Below are 15,274 nucleotides of genomic sequence, written 5' to 3'. Positions count from 1 at the left end.
TTGTATGGCCAGTATCAGATTGTCATTGATTTCACGACATGAACTGCAGCGTTTACTGCTAGGTTCCTAACTGGCCACTGCCAGTAACCTCACCCCGCGCCAGATGCATTTGTACCACAACTGCGGGAAGAACTCATCGAGACCGACGTCAGCCTTGAGGCATGTCTGCAAACAGCCAAGAGCGGACACTACTGACATCAAGGTGTGACAATCAATGGGGAGCAGGTCAGAACAACTCGCTCCAAGAGGCGTTAAAAAATCCCACCCAGATCACGATTATTCAATTAATTTAGCCACGCATCTATAATGTGCATGGATCCACATGTTCTATTGATCACCTGACGATCCCCTCACCGACCCACTAGATACGGGGAGAGAGGATTGTTACAGTTGCATTATACAGCGCCCCATAAAGCAGGCAGGCGTGGCGGCGATAGCATTGCGCGCAACGAGGGTCTTTTTTCTTTCTCATACCTTTTATAAGATACGGTAGTAGCATTAAAACTGTGTTCAAAGATAACCACTAAGGAATGTTGCATGGTGATCAGCGAAATCAAACGTATTGGTAGTGGTGGATTCGGAAATGTTGATTTAGTTCAAGATATTGCTAATGGAAACCAATATGCAAGGAAAACATTTTCAATCAACCAACCCCAAGAATTACCACCTGAGTTAGCAGAAAATGTAAGAAAACGATTTATTAGAGAAGCAAGCATTCAATATCAACTTAAGCATAAAAACATAGTCCCTGTTTTATTTAAAGATCTCACAAGTAATCCGCCATCGTTTCTTATGCCAGTTGCGACGTCAAGCCTAGATAAAGACATTGCCATCAATCGAAACTTAAATGGTAATTTTCTTCGGGCCATTATGGACATATTATCTGGACTTGAAGAAATACACTCAATGCAAATTTACCACAGAGATCTCAAACCACAAAACGTTCTTGGTTTTAATACTCCTGAAGGGTCTTATTACGCTATCAGTGATTTCGGACTAATGTCCGTAAAAGATACTCAAATATCTGCTCTAACCCATACGGGTATGAAAATGGGCTCTGATTATTACACAGCCCCTGAAATAGTTTCTGATTTGAAGAAAGCAAGTTCGCTTTCTGACATATACTCTGTCGGATGCATACTTCATGATTTCGTAGGTACAGCAGACCGTATACCCTGCGGCGAGATTGATAATGACACCGGTCCTTATGCCCACATAATGCGTGTATGCACCAGAAGAGATCCCTCACGACGCTTCCAATCTGTCGCGATGCTTAGAGATGCGATTCTTAGTATAGACCCTTCGGTAATAACGAATATAAATGCAGAGGCGTCAACATATATTAACGCACTTGCCAATGAAGCGAATTTAGCCTCTCAGGTATGTCGTCAATTAGTCGATTATGTCGAGGACAACATAACCAATGATAATTCGACTGCAATTTTCCAGAGACTAACTCTAGGAGCAATACAAAAAATCATTCAGCTAGATAGCGCTGCTGCAACTCGTTTAGGCGAAGCATATGCTAAATGGGCATCTGATTACTCATTCCCATTTGAGCAGTGCGATGGTGTTTGTAATCGATTAAGTGAGTTTTTAAATCTTGAAAGCCTTAATTGTAAATCAGAGATCTTAATTTCAATGTTGCTAATGGGAACATCTCATAATCGCTGGTATGTTGAGCGGAAATTTGTGTCTGAATGTGGAGCATCCATGCATCCCGATTTAGCTAGGCGGCTAGCTTTAGAATTGAGTATACTTGAAAGGAAGATGTGTGGTGCGATAGGTCATCTTGAACGCTCAATCGGTGTAACCTATCGTGACTTACACCCTGTGATTGCGGATATGATACTAAGAGTGTGCCATTGATTAACATTTACTCATTTACGTCACCTGGACCCCGAGCTACAAACCAAGATGCAATCTTAGTTTGTGACATACCTGACAGAGGTCTTCTATGCTGTGTTGCTGACGGTGTTGGAGGTAATCAGGGCGGGGAAACTGCGTCTAAAATGGCAGTAGATATTATCAGTAAAACTCTTGAAAATGATCTTTCGGTTGCTTTCGCAGATGTAGTGCGCTTCGCCCACGAGGAGATACTTAATGCCGCTGAAAAAGATGGAGAATTAGCTGGAATGGCCACAACCCTTACTGCTGTCATCATAAAAGACATGCAGCTAGAGGCTATAAATTGTGGCGATTCGAGAACATATCTTCTCCGAGGAAATGGACTTATGCAATTATCTCAAGACCATAGTGAGGTCGCAAGGTTGCTTAGGGAAGGCCGCCTAACAGCGGAAGCCGCAGTTGACTATCCAAGAAAGAACATACTTGAAAGTGCTTTAGGTGCGCATAAGCCATTGAAATTGTACCAAACACTTTTCGAACTTGAGCCAGATGATAGAATTGTGCTGATCTCGGATGGGGTTTCTTCCGTTCTTAGTAAGCGAGAGCTTAGAGATATCTCTAAAAAACACCAAAATCTTGATGATTTTGGTGCCGAGCTTGCAAAGCGTACTGAAGAAATGAAAACTAAGGATAACTATTCAATTATTGCGGTCGAAATTGTCTAGTTATAACCGCCGATGAAAAATTCGACAGTTGTTCATACACTTCTATTGAAGTGCATATTTTTAAACTTAACGATGTCGTCGCCAAACCATTTGTTAATTTCGCTGCTCCGTTCCTGAAGTGGAATCAGTTCATTACGAACAAAAACCTTTGCGCTTTTGATGCGGCACTGGCTGCCTTGAATACATAGCGTTTGTCGTTTTTAAGTGCTTTCAACTAGGAAGCAATATTTCGTGCTGGACCTCTTCGACAATCCCCAGATCCGCCATCAGAAACGCGCTTCCCAACTCGGCAATCAATTCCTCATAAACATAATCCTCACATCCAAATGTCACTTTCATCTCGCGATTCAGGCGGCCTTTGACACCACTCCAGCGCACCGGTTCATGCAGTCCATTGACGTAGAAATTAGTGGTCATTCTGGTGGTCTTGACAGAAAAGGAATTCAGGTTTAGTTTACTTATTAGCCAGTTACTGGTAAAGGCGATCCCAGTCAGAGGAGCCAGATTGAGAAAAGCCTGCTTTTAAGCAGGCTTTTTGCTTTTATCGCTCCGCTAAGCAGAGCGATAAGGTTTTCCCCCTTCCAGAAAGCGCATGCCACCTGCGCAACCTCGCGCTGAATCTGTAACGTAATCTATTGAAAAATTTTTACTTACCTTAATCCAGTGCTCACTGCTTGCAGAAATTATCGACATGCGTAATCAATACCGCGCGACAGAACGACAAAAACGTGTGACCAGCACGACAGGTAAAGTTGCTCGCCAATCACGCAGCGTCTATCAAGGCCAAACATTTCAGGGTTAACCACCATGCACAACCGTTTTACGACTCGTCTGGCAAAACGTTTTTTCGCCACCGCACTCCTCCTGTTTACTGTTGCAGGCCATGCTGATGTTATTGGGCACCCCCCGGAATACCAACAGATTGACGGGCTGGTAAGAGAGCCGCTTTTGCTTACGGTGACCTTAGATAATGGTCAGCCGGCCGTGCTGGATGCGTTTGTGACCCGCATGACCAGCCAAACGCCTCAGCCTGTGGTGTTAATCACTAATGGAACCGTTGGCACTGCAGAATTTGATCGCTGGATAATCAACCCGAACCGTTATGCCGCAACGGCTATCGCCTTTGCGCGCCACGGTTATGCAGCGGTTGTGGTTCTGCGCCAGGGCTACGGGCAATCAAGCGGTGCGGCGGAGTATGCCGATGGCTCATGCGCGCAACCTTTACATCAGCAGGCTGGGGAGCAAGACACCCGTAACCTGCTTGCCGCCCTCGATGCTGTGCGCCGCCAGCCGTGGGCTGCACCCGATAACGCGATCCTCGCCGGGATGTCCGCAGGCGGTTTTGCGGTGATTGCCGCTGGCGCGGCTAATCCACCGGGCGTTAAGGCGTTAATTAATTTCGACGGCGGAAGGGGCGCAATTGACGGGAAATCACTCTGCGATAAAGCCGGTCTGCTGCAAGCTTACGCACGTTACGGGAAAACAGCGCAGATCCCGTCCCTGTGGCTGTATGCTAAAAATGATAAATCCTTCCCGCCGGCGATGGGTAAAGAGATGTTCGATGCCTATCAGCAAGAAAACCATACGGCGCAATTCATCACGATGCCCGCTTTCGGCAATAACGGCCATGTCTTTATGGATTCAGCGCCGGAGAATTTTTGGTGGCAGACGGTGGCCGCCTTTCTAAAACAGCAGCATTTACCGGTCAGCGAAGCTGTGCCTCTACCCAAAACGCAGCTGGCTGCACCGCCCGCACTCAATGCCACCGGGAAGAAGGCGTTCTCAGAATATGCAGCAGCACAACGCTATGAAAAAGCCTTTGCCACGGACGAGGACGGTGACTGGGGCGCTGCGTACTGGGCCAGAAATAGCCATGAAGCCGCAAAAACGGCGCTAAGTATCTGTCAACAGGAGCAACGTCCGGGCGCAGCAAAATGCAAGGTGTACGCCATTAATAACCGTGTCGTAACCGAAAAGACGCCTTAGACCCGAACAGAACCTCGTCGCAGAGAAAACGCATTCACCATGGGTTGCCAGAACAGCAACCCATTCGGTGTCTGGTCATAACCCGAAGGTGCTTCTATTGAATATCGTTTATGCATCTTGTTTGCGTGACCCACGTTTATAAAATGCTGCCGGATAAGTTTTCTCGTAATACCCTTTCATTTCACCTTCATCAAGTGAAAGAGCCTGACGCAAATGAAACGAACATAAAATAACGGGGGCAATGAACACCACAACGGCAGCGGAAATCACGGTAAACGGAACCACGCCCAATAAACTGATATACCAGCCAGCAATGGCCACGCCAAAAGGATTCGCCAGGCTGGATAAAAAGCCGGCCATAGCGCTCATTCTCGTTCGGTAATCCCGCGGTGTGGCCGTTGAACGCAGCGTACTGAGGTTGACATTAATAAAAATAAACGACATGCCGCACAAGAACGCCAGCACAATAGAAATATAGATATTTCCCATCAATACAATCGCCATAACGCTACAGCCCAACAGGATAAAGCCGAATAAAACATTATTGAGCCGCCCCACCCACTCTCTTACAATGGCGTTAATATAAAGACTGCTAACAATCAGCCCCAGAGCAAATGAGAATTCGAATGCGCCAAGATAGCTGGCGGGAAGCTTTAATTCAGAGCTAATCCAGTATGGTATCGTCACGGAAAAGAAAGGGAACATTGTAAAGTTAATGACAGAAGAGACCAATGCAATATGAAACTCGGATTTAACATGATAAATCGCTTTAAATGCCCCTTTCGTTTTATGAAACCAGGTCTCCTTTTCACCCGTTGAAATGGCGTCAATATCATATTTAAAGAATAAAATAACAAATGCAATGCAGGACAAAACATAAAACAACGCCGAAATAGACAGTGCGACGCCTGCTGAAAAAAGCGAAATAAACGAAGCCGCAATCACTGGGCCTATCAACATAATAAGGGAATTGATGGTCGAGCGGTGCGATACGGCTTGCGTTACTTCCCCTTCTGCAACGAGATCGGGAATTAACCCCATAATTGTCGGTTCACGCACAGATGAGATAGCACTCATCACGACCAGCCCCGAGGTGATAGCCACCAGGTTGAAATAACCCAGATAACTTGCCAGGCAGAATAACGCGATTACCCCTAAAACAGCGAACTGGCAACCGATAATAAACTTGATTCGATGGAAGTGATCGCCAAATGACGACAGAAACGGTTTAAGGTAAATCTCTGCCGCCACGGATATCGCACTCAGTGAAGAAAAAGCGACTGCCGAGTGCGTGGCTTGCAGGCACCACCAGGCCATGGCCAGGCGAAAAATATGCCCCGAAACCATGCCCAGCGATGTACCTGTCTGTAATAAGAAGAAACGGGGTCCGAGGCGCATTAACACATCAATTTTCATACTGCCCATCCCATTGCCGCAAATTTTGCTTTTCGCTTTGTGTCAGCCTCATAATCCCGCCGGTAAGGTTAATAACGTGGGTAAGACTCTGATCCTGAGGAAAGAGGATAGACCGTTTGCCATGGCTTGCGGATTTTCAGGAGCACACTATCAGTTGATCCTGCATAAATAATGATTCTATTAGTAAGTACTTTCCCCATCCCGGTAATTATCTTAATCATTTCCCCGCTATGCCACTACCGCTTGCCCGATTCCAGACAGTTGCGAACCGCATCACTTAAACGTATGTTGATAATCATTCTGCTGGTTATTCATTGCGTTAGATAATGAGGAAAAATGGAATCATTATTTGTTTACGGTACACTTCGCCCCGGCCATGCGAATGCTTATATTCTGGAAAATATCGGTGGAGAGTGGGTACCGGGTTACGTTACGGGAACGTTTTACGAATTTGGCTGGGGAGCCGCCGCTGATTACCCTGGCCTTGTGCTGGATAAAGATGGCCCCCGGATTGATGGTTATCTGTTTTTGTCCACTAACCTGGCGGGGCATTGGCCGATGCTGGACGAATTTGAAGCGGGCTACGATCGTGTTCAGGTGGATGTGAAGACGCTCGATGGCAAGCAAGTGACGGCATGGATTTATCAACTGCAGCCGCAAAATAAGGCATAGCAGCGCGGTGACTAACGGTTCTTATCGCACAATGCCTCATGATTGGGGCTAGTCTGCTGCGCTATCCTGGTGAGCTAAGCCCTCCTTTTGAGGCGCTTCTGCCTCGTTAACCGTTAAGCCACAAAATGCTTGCGGCTTGCGAAACACCGGGACGTAGTTGATGAAAACAAAACAGTGGAATACCGGTGGTATCACCTCTCGCAGGGGCAGTCGCTCGTCAGCAGAGGAAGCCCCATTGTGGTTAGCCATGTTGAGTTGAACTCACACCAGGCAGCACTATTTTTCGTTTTTCAAACGACACACCATCAATGATACTCATATTGTAAGCCTGGTTGAGCGACGCTATTTAAATATGAAATAGGATCTGATGGACGTTTTTAAAAACGTTTATATAAAGAACCTGACATATTATCGCATGCTATGAGTTATTTTTAATTCGGGGCTTTATTAACAGCAATAAAAAGCTGTCATCACCATTTTTACTTCCGCGCACGCAGATCGCGACAAGAGAAATTATAAGGCCAATCAAATGACGTTAGAAATTTTAAATTATCTCATTCAGATCGCATCAAATAACACCACACCTCTCTCAGAAGAACAGAAAAAAACGCATTATGATCACAGCCCGCCTGATGATGAGTTATCCGCCTTTATTTCGGCATTCTCGTCAAAAAAAGCAAATGCCGATATTCTGTCAAAAATGAAATATCGCTTACAGCTACTTTCAACTGCACAAACAGATGCAAAAAAAGCAGAAGAGATGTTGTTAGCCAACATATCACCCGACAAAGAAGCGTTCCCATTAATTGATTTTACAGACTGGCCAATTGTCCGCTACGCTGTTTCAGGCGAATTACAAACCGCGGAATCAGAGGACTATTTCAACAACATTTCTTCGGCGGCGGCGACAATACGTTCCGCGATTGTCGATTGCGAACGCGCTAAAGGGACACCGACATTCTCTATTCTTGAAAAAGTCCTGGCGCTAAACAGTGCGTTACCCGAACGGTACAAAGCGATGGCAAATATCCTCTACTAATGTTTTCCACGTTCGGGGATGTTTGCGATGTCCGCTTCCAGCTGTGAGCGGACATAAAAAATGCACTTTCGTGCTTTCGGAAATCACAGTAATAGAGGTTACTTACTCGTTGCCCCACTGATTCAGAAACGTCGCAATCTCATCAATACGAAGCGCGTCGATACCCGCTTCATTAGCCATCTCTTGCTGCGCCTCTTCGCTGATTTCTTCGTTATTCATCAAACGGGTAATCAGCAGTTGGAAATAGTGTGCCAGCGCATCGCGTTCTGATTCTTTTACCGTTTTTTCGGTTTCCGTCGAATACTCATCCACGATGTCATAAAATTTAAGCGGTACTTCGTTATTCATAAATTCCCCCAGAGGTAGATATTGTACAGTGGTTATTACCACATCAAATCATCGGGCACTTTAAAATCGGCATACGGATCATCTTCATCTTGCGCTTCCTGACTGAGCGCACTGTTTAATACAATACTGTTCGCATCCCGCTGGGCGATTTTATCGGCTACGACTGCAGGAATAATCGCGTATTCACTCTCACCATTGGTATCCACAACTAAACGAGCAATCGCAAGGCGGCCACTGATCAGTTGTGCCTGTGTATTTTTATCCACCGCTATTTTTTTAATTAACTTATTATCGGTGAAATTAAAGTCAATATTGCCTTTGGCAATGGTGATCCTGTTCATTTCAATAAGTTGTTTCACCTGCGCTTTATATTCTTTTGATAACGCAGCTTGTTTTTGTTGCTCATTTAACTGCTTATCGCGCTCAAGCTGTGCTTTTTTATTTTCTTCCACTGCCTCTCTTGCCTCACGGGCCTGGACGCGTGATTTTTTGGCAGTGCGTTGGACTTTGGCCATTTTCTTACTGGTTACTAATCCCGCTTTGAGCATCTGCTCTTGTAAGGTGAGTTTTGTCATTTTCGTCTGTAAACCGGTTGAACAATGTGTCGGATTATAGCTGTAATTACTGCCAGGAGACCAGATTGCGGAATCTACTCATTACCCGCGAAGAGCAGACATTGCGCTCGCCATTCCACATACACCATGGCGCGAAAGCTTTGCCCTGGCGGGCCAGATTGAGCAGAAAAGTGGATACCATGGCGCATGGCGCACAGTAAACGATGCCGAAACACGGTTTATAAAAACGCCGGTTTCGGCAGCAAACCAATCTGCTTTTAGACTTTAAGCAGCTTGACCGTTGCATCCACGTCTATCTCGTCTTCAGAAAAGATGAAGGTCGTTCCCTGAAAGGTGGTGATTGCCAGTTTTTTTAGCGAGCGCATTTCACCAGGCTTAGTATCCGATTTCGGTCTTATACTCCCCATCAGCGCGCCAACAGACAGCACCGCATTCTCTTTATCGATGCGGGTATCGGCAGAAACTTCCTCGCTGTACACCAGATAAGATTTGATCGAAGTGAGCTTAATTCGTTCACCTGCGATAAAAATGTATTTGCTTTCCGGCACCACTTTCACTGCATAAGCAGACAACCCTTTGTTGTTTGTCGTGGGTTCGAAAGTTACCGCCGCATCTTTTTTTATCAACTCAGGGTTGGCGACCTTAATCACATGAAAGTAACGGTTTTCCCCGTTTTCATCTTTGATAAATCCAAAACCTTTATCTTTAAACCAGGTTGTGATCTTTCCGTTCATCGCCTTACCACCTACTTAATCGTTCATTTGCTCTGTTTTTGCTGCGCGCAGTGTAAAACACAATGCCTGCGCCGACTACGTCTTTGGCTTAAGTGTTGGTGATAAATTTCTGCACTGCAAAGCGGAGTGCGGCGCTTGATAAAAGAGCCGCACAATCGGAAGGTTATACTTTTAACGGCAGCCAGGTTCAGCCGCCCGTCGCTTTCGGGAAAATCTCAAGGTTTTGGCTGACATCGTACATAGGGAAAACTAAAAAAGCTAAACCCGCCGCACCGTGCTCATATTGCACCGCCAGGTCTGCGTTGTGAGTAATAAACAGTTTATAGTTCCACCACCGGCAACCCGCACTCATATCGGGGGTGCAATTTCGGGACTTAGTGAATAACTCACCCTCTTTTGCCAGATAAAAGTAGCTCATATCCGTGTCAGCCGGTTTACTCGCTGATTCATCCAGCAGGATAAACGTTCTCTCACGCAACACGTTGTTTTGCGCGTCGCGTGCTGTGACCTGCATTGACTTCGCCGGATAGTTAAAGCGTAAATCAACCACTACCGCTTTATCATCAATAACATAGAAAAGTTGGGCTAAGTCCCCTGCGCCCCAATATTTTTCCCCACTGGCTTTGACAGGTTTCGTCATGAAGCGGTAGGTGTCATGCGCCCGGATATCCTGGCGGTTCGCGTATTCTGCGTTATATTGCGCTTTTTGCGGGGAACTGATGCACCCGGCAAGTAAAACCGACAGCAATAGCGTTAACACTCTGTGCATTTGTATCCCCAGTAAGTATTAATCCTGCATTTCGGCACAATTATGCTCTTTAAGCAAAATGATAGAAAATACATTTAGCTACCAAAAAAAGGGGGCGATGAAAATATACTACCAGGAAGAATCTGAAAGGCATAAAAAACTGAGTCTGGCACACGGCCAAACTCAGGTGATACATACCCGCGTGAATGATGGGTTCAAATCATTGTACAGGTCTCATGTTTTAGCGACCGATTATTTCCACCACACTTCTGCCTGTACACCGACAGTAAATTGGTCGCTTTTCGCATCGGCGAATTCAAACTGACTAATGCCGTTATCCTTCACTTTCAGGTATGTTCCGTAGAAACGAATTTCCGGGCGCGAGGTCAATAAACTAGTGTCCACCTTCAAGGCGTGATAAAGCGTGGTTTTATAGCCTGACTCATGAAATTCATCCCCACCTGCTTTATTTTTTTGATCGAACCAGGCAAGCTCTACACCGGTTTGGTTAAAGCTATCCCAGATATAGGCCGGGCGAACGACGGCACGTACGGAATTAAAATCAGTATGCGCACCGGTGTTATAGTCGTAAATATCATTGCCGTGTGCATAAACCAAAGCGTGCGCCATAATGACATCCGGGCGCAAGTAATTCTCGCCCTGTGAAACAACGCGAAATGCTTTACCGTTGGTGTGCTCGCCATAGTATTGATCGTTATAACCATAGGTCGGGTTCGAGTCAGAAATAAGCGCAAAGCCACTGGCGATCGAATTATCCGCTCCCTGCAGTGTCAGCTCATTAAATCCCCCGCTGTTAAAATTCTGCCGCAGAATAAGCCCAGCATGCCAGGCGTCTTTCACGCTGTAATAACTGCCGTCATTCTCGTTTTTATGATTATCATCGGTTTCGTTCGGCATGGCATAACGACCAAAGACCTCCAGCGTGGCTTTCTCCCACAAGGGAATTTCTTTATAACGCACTTCCGCGCTATTGGCGTTTACCTGTTGAGAATAACCTGAAGTAGTGTAATCCACCGCGTGAGCTTTAACATCTTCTCGTGTTACCGCGATATTCAGCTTACCCGGACCAAGCTGCCAGTTCTCAATCCCCAAACCAGAACCCGCATTGGTGCGATGGCTTTTCCAGTCCAGCATCTGGATTTCGTACACCGGCAAGTTATGCTTGCCTACCCAAAAATCGGCGTCAGGGGCGAATGGCAGAAAACCTTTCGTTGTCAGATAGATATCGGAGAACTGCAATACGTTTTCCGAGGTGCTGTCAAACCAGCCTGCGTTATATTGCTGGCCGACGTTGCCATCCAGCATCACAACCGCTTTCGCCACTTTACCGCCAGAATCGTAAACCTTCTGCGATAATTGCAGATCAAACCAGGCGCTGTTTTCCTGTCCAAAACGGCCCAAAGACCCTATCGCATAAGATTTTGGCGCGCCACGCGTACCGGTTGACCAACCCGAACGAAAATAGCCTGAATATTCAAAACCGATATCGTTTTTCACATATTTACTGATATCCGCCAGCGTCACGTCCTGCGCGGGCGTTGCGCCAGTGACTTTCGTCGCACTAGCAGGAACCACATGTGTTGATAAGGTAGTCGGTGTTTTATCGACACTTTTAATGCTGTTATTTGCCACTATGCCTGAAGCACTACTCTGCGACTCTTTATCAACATATTTTTTATATTGCAGTAGTTCTTGTTTCGTGGCTTTTAATTCCTGCTGGTTTTCCGCGAGTTGTCTCTCCAGTAATTCCAGCCGTTGTTCAACGGTTAATTTTGCGGCTATCGCACTATTAGAGATAATCGCCGAGGTGATTAACACGACAATCCATTTCAACTGGTATTTTTTATTTATTATCTTTTTTTCCATAAGTAAAGCCCCGATAAAGTAAGGTGACTGAGTTTTTTTGAGCAATAAAATTCCGCCTGACACGTTGAATTCGTATCCGGTTATTCATTATTTTTTCATCGCCAGTGCGATGCCCGCACCGGTTATTTTACAGTGGTGTTACCGCTTAAATTTTTTGCATAACAAATCCGCCATCAGGATGACTGTTTATCCCCTAAAAATTGTTTGCCGCCATTAAGCAAGCAAAAAAAAACCTGAATCGCTTTCCGGCGCTGTTACGCTCAGAAAATGATTCAGGTTTTGCCCGCATCGGGTAATAACGAATACGGTTACAATCCAACTTGTCTTGCCACAGAATACTGGCTTTTAATTCACTGACAAGTCTCGTAATACATGGCGACGTTAATTTGTGAACTCGCGCAGAGTTTCAAATCAATCACGCCAGCCCATCTCAGGTGCCACATGCTTAAGAATCGACTCAATCACGTGCGCATTATAATCCACGCCCAATTGATTCGGCACTGTCAGCAGTAGCGTATCCGCTTCAGCAATGGCTTCATCCTTTTTCAACTGTTCGATCAATTTATCCGGTTCTGCGGCGTAGCTGCGGCCAAAAACAGCGCGAGTTTTCTCATCAAGGAAGCCGATTTTATCGCTATCGTCACGGCTGCCACCAAAGTAAGCCCGATCGCGATCGTTCATCAGCGCAAAGATACTGCGACTGACAGAAACGCGCGGTGTGCGCAGGTGTCCTGCCGCTTTCCAGGCTTCACGGTAGGCACGAATCTGCTGCGCCTGCTGGATATGGAACGGTTCGCCGGTTTCATCATCTTTCAGCGTCGAGCTTTGCAGATTCATCCCCAGTTTCGCCGCCCAAACCGCTGTCGCATTCGAGCCTGCGCCCCACCAGATGCGTTCGCGCAAACCTTCAGACCAAGGTTCCGGGCGCAGCAACCCAGGCGGGTTCGGGAACATCGGTTGCGGGTTAGGTTTCGCAAACCCTTCTCCGCGCAGCACATCCAGAAACGTTTCCGTATGATGGCGCGCCATATCCGCATCGGTTTCGCCTTCCGCCGGCTGATAGCCAAAATAGCGCCAGCCATCAATAACTTGTTCCGGTGAACCCCGGCTGATACCCAGTTGCAAACGCCCGCCAGAAATCAAATCCGCCGCACCGGCATCTTCTGCCATATACAGCGGGTTTTCATAGCGCATATCAATAACGCCGGTGCCAATCTCTATTTTGTGCGTTTTGGCACCAATAGCAGCCAACAGCGGGAAGGGTGAACTGAGCTGACGGGCAAAGTGGTGGACACGAAAATACGCGCCGTCCGCACCGAGTTCTTCAGCGGCAACCGCCAGATCGAGAGATTGCAGCAGCGTATCAGCCGCCGAACGCGTCGCGGATTGCGGCGAAGGTGTCCAGTGACCAAATGACAAAAATCCGATCTTCTTCATGGCGTTGTTGTCCTTCTGTTCAGAGAGGTAATCAGCAGACGGAGTGTCGTTTCCCGCCCAAGATTGCCCTACTCTACGCACTCCATGCGAAGAATAAATACCGATTGTTTAACCTAATGATTCAAATTAATTGATTAACCATTCTATAGCGGTTGTTTATCAATCGGGGTATTCACACCAGCCACGCTAATATTTACCGGCATACCGGAACGGCGCTCCAGTTCCTGGGTTGCACGGTTAGCATCAATGCCTTCGCCTTTCATCAGCGCATGTAGCACCGGGGTGGCAGGCAGCGGCACTTTGTTGCTGGACTCAAATTCGGCGCGATTGCGGGATAGCGGCTCGTGCACTTCCACCCAACTGCTGCCATCCGGCTCGGTGGTTATTTTGACCGGCTGGTCGATAATCTGCACCCGCGTTCCCACTGGTACATTGTCGAACAGGTATTTGATGTCGTCGCTGCGCAAACGGATGCACCCCTGGCTGACGCGCAGCCCAATGCCAAAATTGGCATTCGTGCCGTGGATGGCATACAGCTTCCCGATATAAATAGCATAAAGCCCCATCGGGTTATCCGGCCCGGCGGGTACAAACGCGGGGAGATTTTTCCCCTCTTTCTCGTACGCTTTTCGGGTATTCGCCGTGGGTGTCCAGGTTGGACCTTCCTGCTTGCGCTCCACCGCCGTAACCCAGTTGCGCGGTGTTTCGCGTCCGGCCTGGCCGATGCCAATCGGTAAGATCTCGACCGTATTCGAATCTTTGGGGTAATAGTAGAGGCGCATTTCCGCAACGTTAATCACAATGCCTTCGCGGACGGTAGCGGGCAGGATCACCTGCTGTGGAATGACCAGTTGTGAACCGGCTTTAGGTAAAAAAGGATCGGCATCCGGATTGGCTTCAAGCATATTACTCAGCCCTTGTCCGTACTTCGCAGCAAACGCTTCCAGCGGTAACGTATTTCCCTGCGCAATGGTAATAGTTTGCGGGGTTCCGACCAGACGGCTACCCTCCGGCGGCAGTGGATAGCTCACCGCCTGTGCGCCCTGGGCGCAGAATAAAGCAACACAACAACAAAGCAGTTTAACGCAGCGCATCATCTCATCCTCGGGGCGCAACGGGTGTTTGCTAATCATAGTTTGCTTTGCGGGTTTTCTCTTTTTTACAGCACGTTATCGCTTCACAGCGCAAAGCCATAATGCGAGCCATCCGGCAGCTCAATATCAATACGTAGCTTGCTGCCTGTCGCTTCCACATAGCGCTTCAGCGTGGAAAGTTTAATATCGCGCCCTTGCTTTTCCATCACTGCCACCGTTGGCTGCTTCAAACCGAGTTCCTGCGCCATCTCGTTCTGCGTTTTTTGTACCCGCTCACGCAGTTCGGCAAGGTGGATGTTGAGCAGCATCTCCTGCGCGAGTGACTGCGCAGCGGTGACAACATCGGCCTTTTGTTCGGCAATTAGCTGTTCCAGCGTTTTGCTCATCGTGTTACTCCTTGATTTTAATCTTGTGCAGATGGCGCGTTAGCTCCCGATCTGCAAGCTGGATCATCACATCATAAAAGCGTTTTTCATCGCTCGCCTTGTTACCTGCACAAAGCAATATGCCCACGCGCTGTGGATCAAAGGCATAGAAAACCCGAAACGGATCGCCCCGGCTTTGTATACGTAGCTCCTTCATATTGTTATAACGCGAGCCTTTTACCGTATCCGCGTAAGGCCTTGGTAACTGCGGACCTTTAGCCCGAAGCACCATCAGTGCCGCCAGCACACGGGTGCGATCTTTGTCATCCAATGCATCAAACCAGCGTTCAAACGTCTGCGTCATTGTTATCTGCCACACAGCACACCTCATTAATATAGA

15 protein-coding genes and 2 pseudogenes are annotated in these 15,274 nt (G+C 47.2%); 5 read left to right on the top strand and 12 right to left on the bottom strand.

Features of this window, described 5'->3' with window-relative positions; genetic code table 11:
• Positions 1–537 precede the first annotated feature (537 nt).
• Positions 538–1,869, top strand: a complete 1,332-nt coding sequence (locus ACFX4O_RS09540) for a serine/threonine-protein kinase (RefSeq protein ID WP_343517410.1) — start codon at positions 538–540, stop codon at positions 1,867–1,869.
• Positions 1,860–2,573 (top strand): PP2C family protein-serine/threonine phosphatase, encoded by a 714-nt coding sequence (locus ACFX4O_RS09535; protein WP_380208336.1) that lies wholly within the window; start codon positions 1,860–1,862, stop codon positions 2,571–2,573. Before ACFX4O_RS09540 ends, ACFX4O_RS09535 begins: the two co-directional genes overlap by 10 nt.
• Before the next feature lie 32 nt (positions 2,574–2,605).
• On the opposite strand, the pseudogene ACFX4O_RS09530 reads toward ACFX4O_RS09535, so the two are convergent.
• A pseudogene (locus ACFX4O_RS09530) lies at positions 2,606–2,731 on the bottom strand (Presumed portal vertex protein); the annotation flags it as partial.
• Positions 2,698–2,981: pseudogene (locus ACFX4O_RS09525) on the bottom strand (zincin-like metallopeptidase domain-containing protein); the annotation flags it as partial. The pseudogenes ACFX4O_RS09525 and ACFX4O_RS09530, both read right to left, overlap by 34 nt.
• A 399-nt stretch (positions 2,982–3,380) precedes the next feature.
• Between ACFX4O_RS09525 and ACFX4O_RS09520 the strand changes: the two are divergent.
• The gene (locus tag ACFX4O_RS09520) at positions 3,381–4,559 is read left to right on the top strand and encodes a dienelactone hydrolase family protein (RefSeq protein ID WP_380208335.1); all 1,179 of its coding nucleotides are present in this window, start codon (positions 3,381–3,383) and stop codon (positions 4,557–4,559) included.
• Positions 4,560–4,667: 108 nt separating this feature from the next.
• Here the strand turns inward: ACFX4O_RS09520 and ACFX4O_RS09515 are convergent, their stop codons facing one another.
• Positions 4,668–5,975 (bottom strand): MFS transporter, encoded by a 1,308-nt coding sequence (locus ACFX4O_RS09515; protein WP_380208333.1) that lies wholly within the window; start codon positions 5,973–5,975, stop codon positions 4,668–4,670.
• Between the two features lie 336 nt (positions 5,976–6,311).
• Here ACFX4O_RS09515 and ACFX4O_RS09510 point away from each other — a divergent pair, with 336 nt between their 5' ends.
• Entirely contained in the window at positions 6,312–6,647 is a 336-nt protein-coding gene (locus tag ACFX4O_RS09510; RefSeq protein WP_380208331.1) for a gamma-glutamylcyclotransferase family protein, read from the top strand.
• A gap of 529 nt (positions 6,648–7,176) precedes the next feature.
• The gene (locus tag ACFX4O_RS09505; RefSeq protein ID WP_380208330.1) at positions 7,177–7,686 is read left to right on the top strand and encodes a hypothetical protein; all 510 of its coding nucleotides are present in this window, start codon (positions 7,177–7,179) and stop codon (positions 7,684–7,686) included.
• A gap of 102 nt (positions 7,687–7,788) precedes the next feature.
• On the opposite strand, the gene ACFX4O_RS09500 is transcribed toward ACFX4O_RS09505, so the two are convergent.
• The 9 genes from ACFX4O_RS09500 to ACFX4O_RS09460 form a co-directional block, all read right to left on the bottom strand.
• On the bottom strand, positions 7,789–8,034 hold the full coding sequence (locus tag ACFX4O_RS09500; protein WP_131412100.1) for a DUF2543 family protein: 246 nt from the start codon (positions 8,032–8,034) through the stop codon (positions 7,789–7,791).
• Between the two features lie 35 nt (positions 8,035–8,069).
• Positions 8,070–8,609: a DUF2058 domain-containing protein gene (locus ACFX4O_RS09495; RefSeq protein WP_380208328.1), complete on the bottom strand. Its 540-nt coding sequence runs from the start codon at positions 8,607–8,609 to the stop codon at positions 8,070–8,072.
• A 257-nt stretch (positions 8,610–8,866) separates the two neighbouring features.
• A complete protein-coding gene (locus ACFX4O_RS09490) occupies positions 8,867–9,343 on the bottom strand; it encodes a cold-shock protein (protein ID WP_131412096.1) in 477 nt (158 codons plus the stop codon).
• A gap of 187 nt (positions 9,344–9,530) precedes the next feature.
• Positions 9,531–10,112, bottom strand: coding sequence for a hypothetical protein (locus tag ACFX4O_RS09485; RefSeq protein WP_380208325.1), 582 nt, complete (start codon positions 10,110–10,112; stop codon positions 9,531–9,533).
• Between the two features lie 231 nt (positions 10,113–10,343).
• On the bottom strand, positions 10,344–11,978 hold the full coding sequence (locus ACFX4O_RS09480; RefSeq protein WP_380208324.1) for a carbohydrate porin: 1,635 nt from the start codon (positions 11,976–11,978) through the stop codon (positions 10,344–10,346).
• Between the two features lie 411 nt (positions 11,979–12,389).
• Positions 12,390–13,415, bottom strand: coding sequence for an LLM class flavin-dependent oxidoreductase (locus ACFX4O_RS09475; protein ID WP_380208322.1), 1,026 nt, complete (start codon positions 13,413–13,415; stop codon positions 12,390–12,392).
• A 143-nt stretch (positions 13,416–13,558) separates the two neighbouring features.
• Positions 13,559–14,509, bottom strand: a complete 951-nt coding sequence (gene ldtA / locus ACFX4O_RS09470; protein WP_380208853.1) for a L,D-transpeptidase — start codon at positions 14,507–14,509, stop codon at positions 13,559–13,561.
• An 83-nt stretch (positions 14,510–14,592) separates the two neighbouring features.
• A complete protein-coding gene (locus ACFX4O_RS09465; protein ID WP_131412090.1) occupies positions 14,593–14,895 on the bottom strand; it encodes a helix-turn-helix transcriptional regulator in 303 nt (100 codons plus the stop codon).
• Between the two features lie 4 nt (positions 14,896–14,899).
• Entirely contained in the window at positions 14,900–15,253 is a 354-nt protein-coding gene (locus ACFX4O_RS09460) for a type II toxin-antitoxin system RelE/ParE family toxin (protein ID WP_165501930.1), read from the bottom strand.
• Between the last annotated feature and the right edge of the window lie 21 nt (positions 15,254–15,274).

Origin of the sequence: Kosakonia sp. YIM B13571, assembly GCF_042788095.1 — a bacterium.
In the GTDB taxonomy this organism is placed as follows: Bacteria; Pseudomonadota; Gammaproteobacteria; order Enterobacterales; family Enterobacteriaceae; genus Kosakonia; species Kosakonia quasisacchari.
The sequence above is the reverse complement of the archived record's forward strand: the minus strand, read 5'-3'. Positions and strand labels throughout refer to the sequence as shown.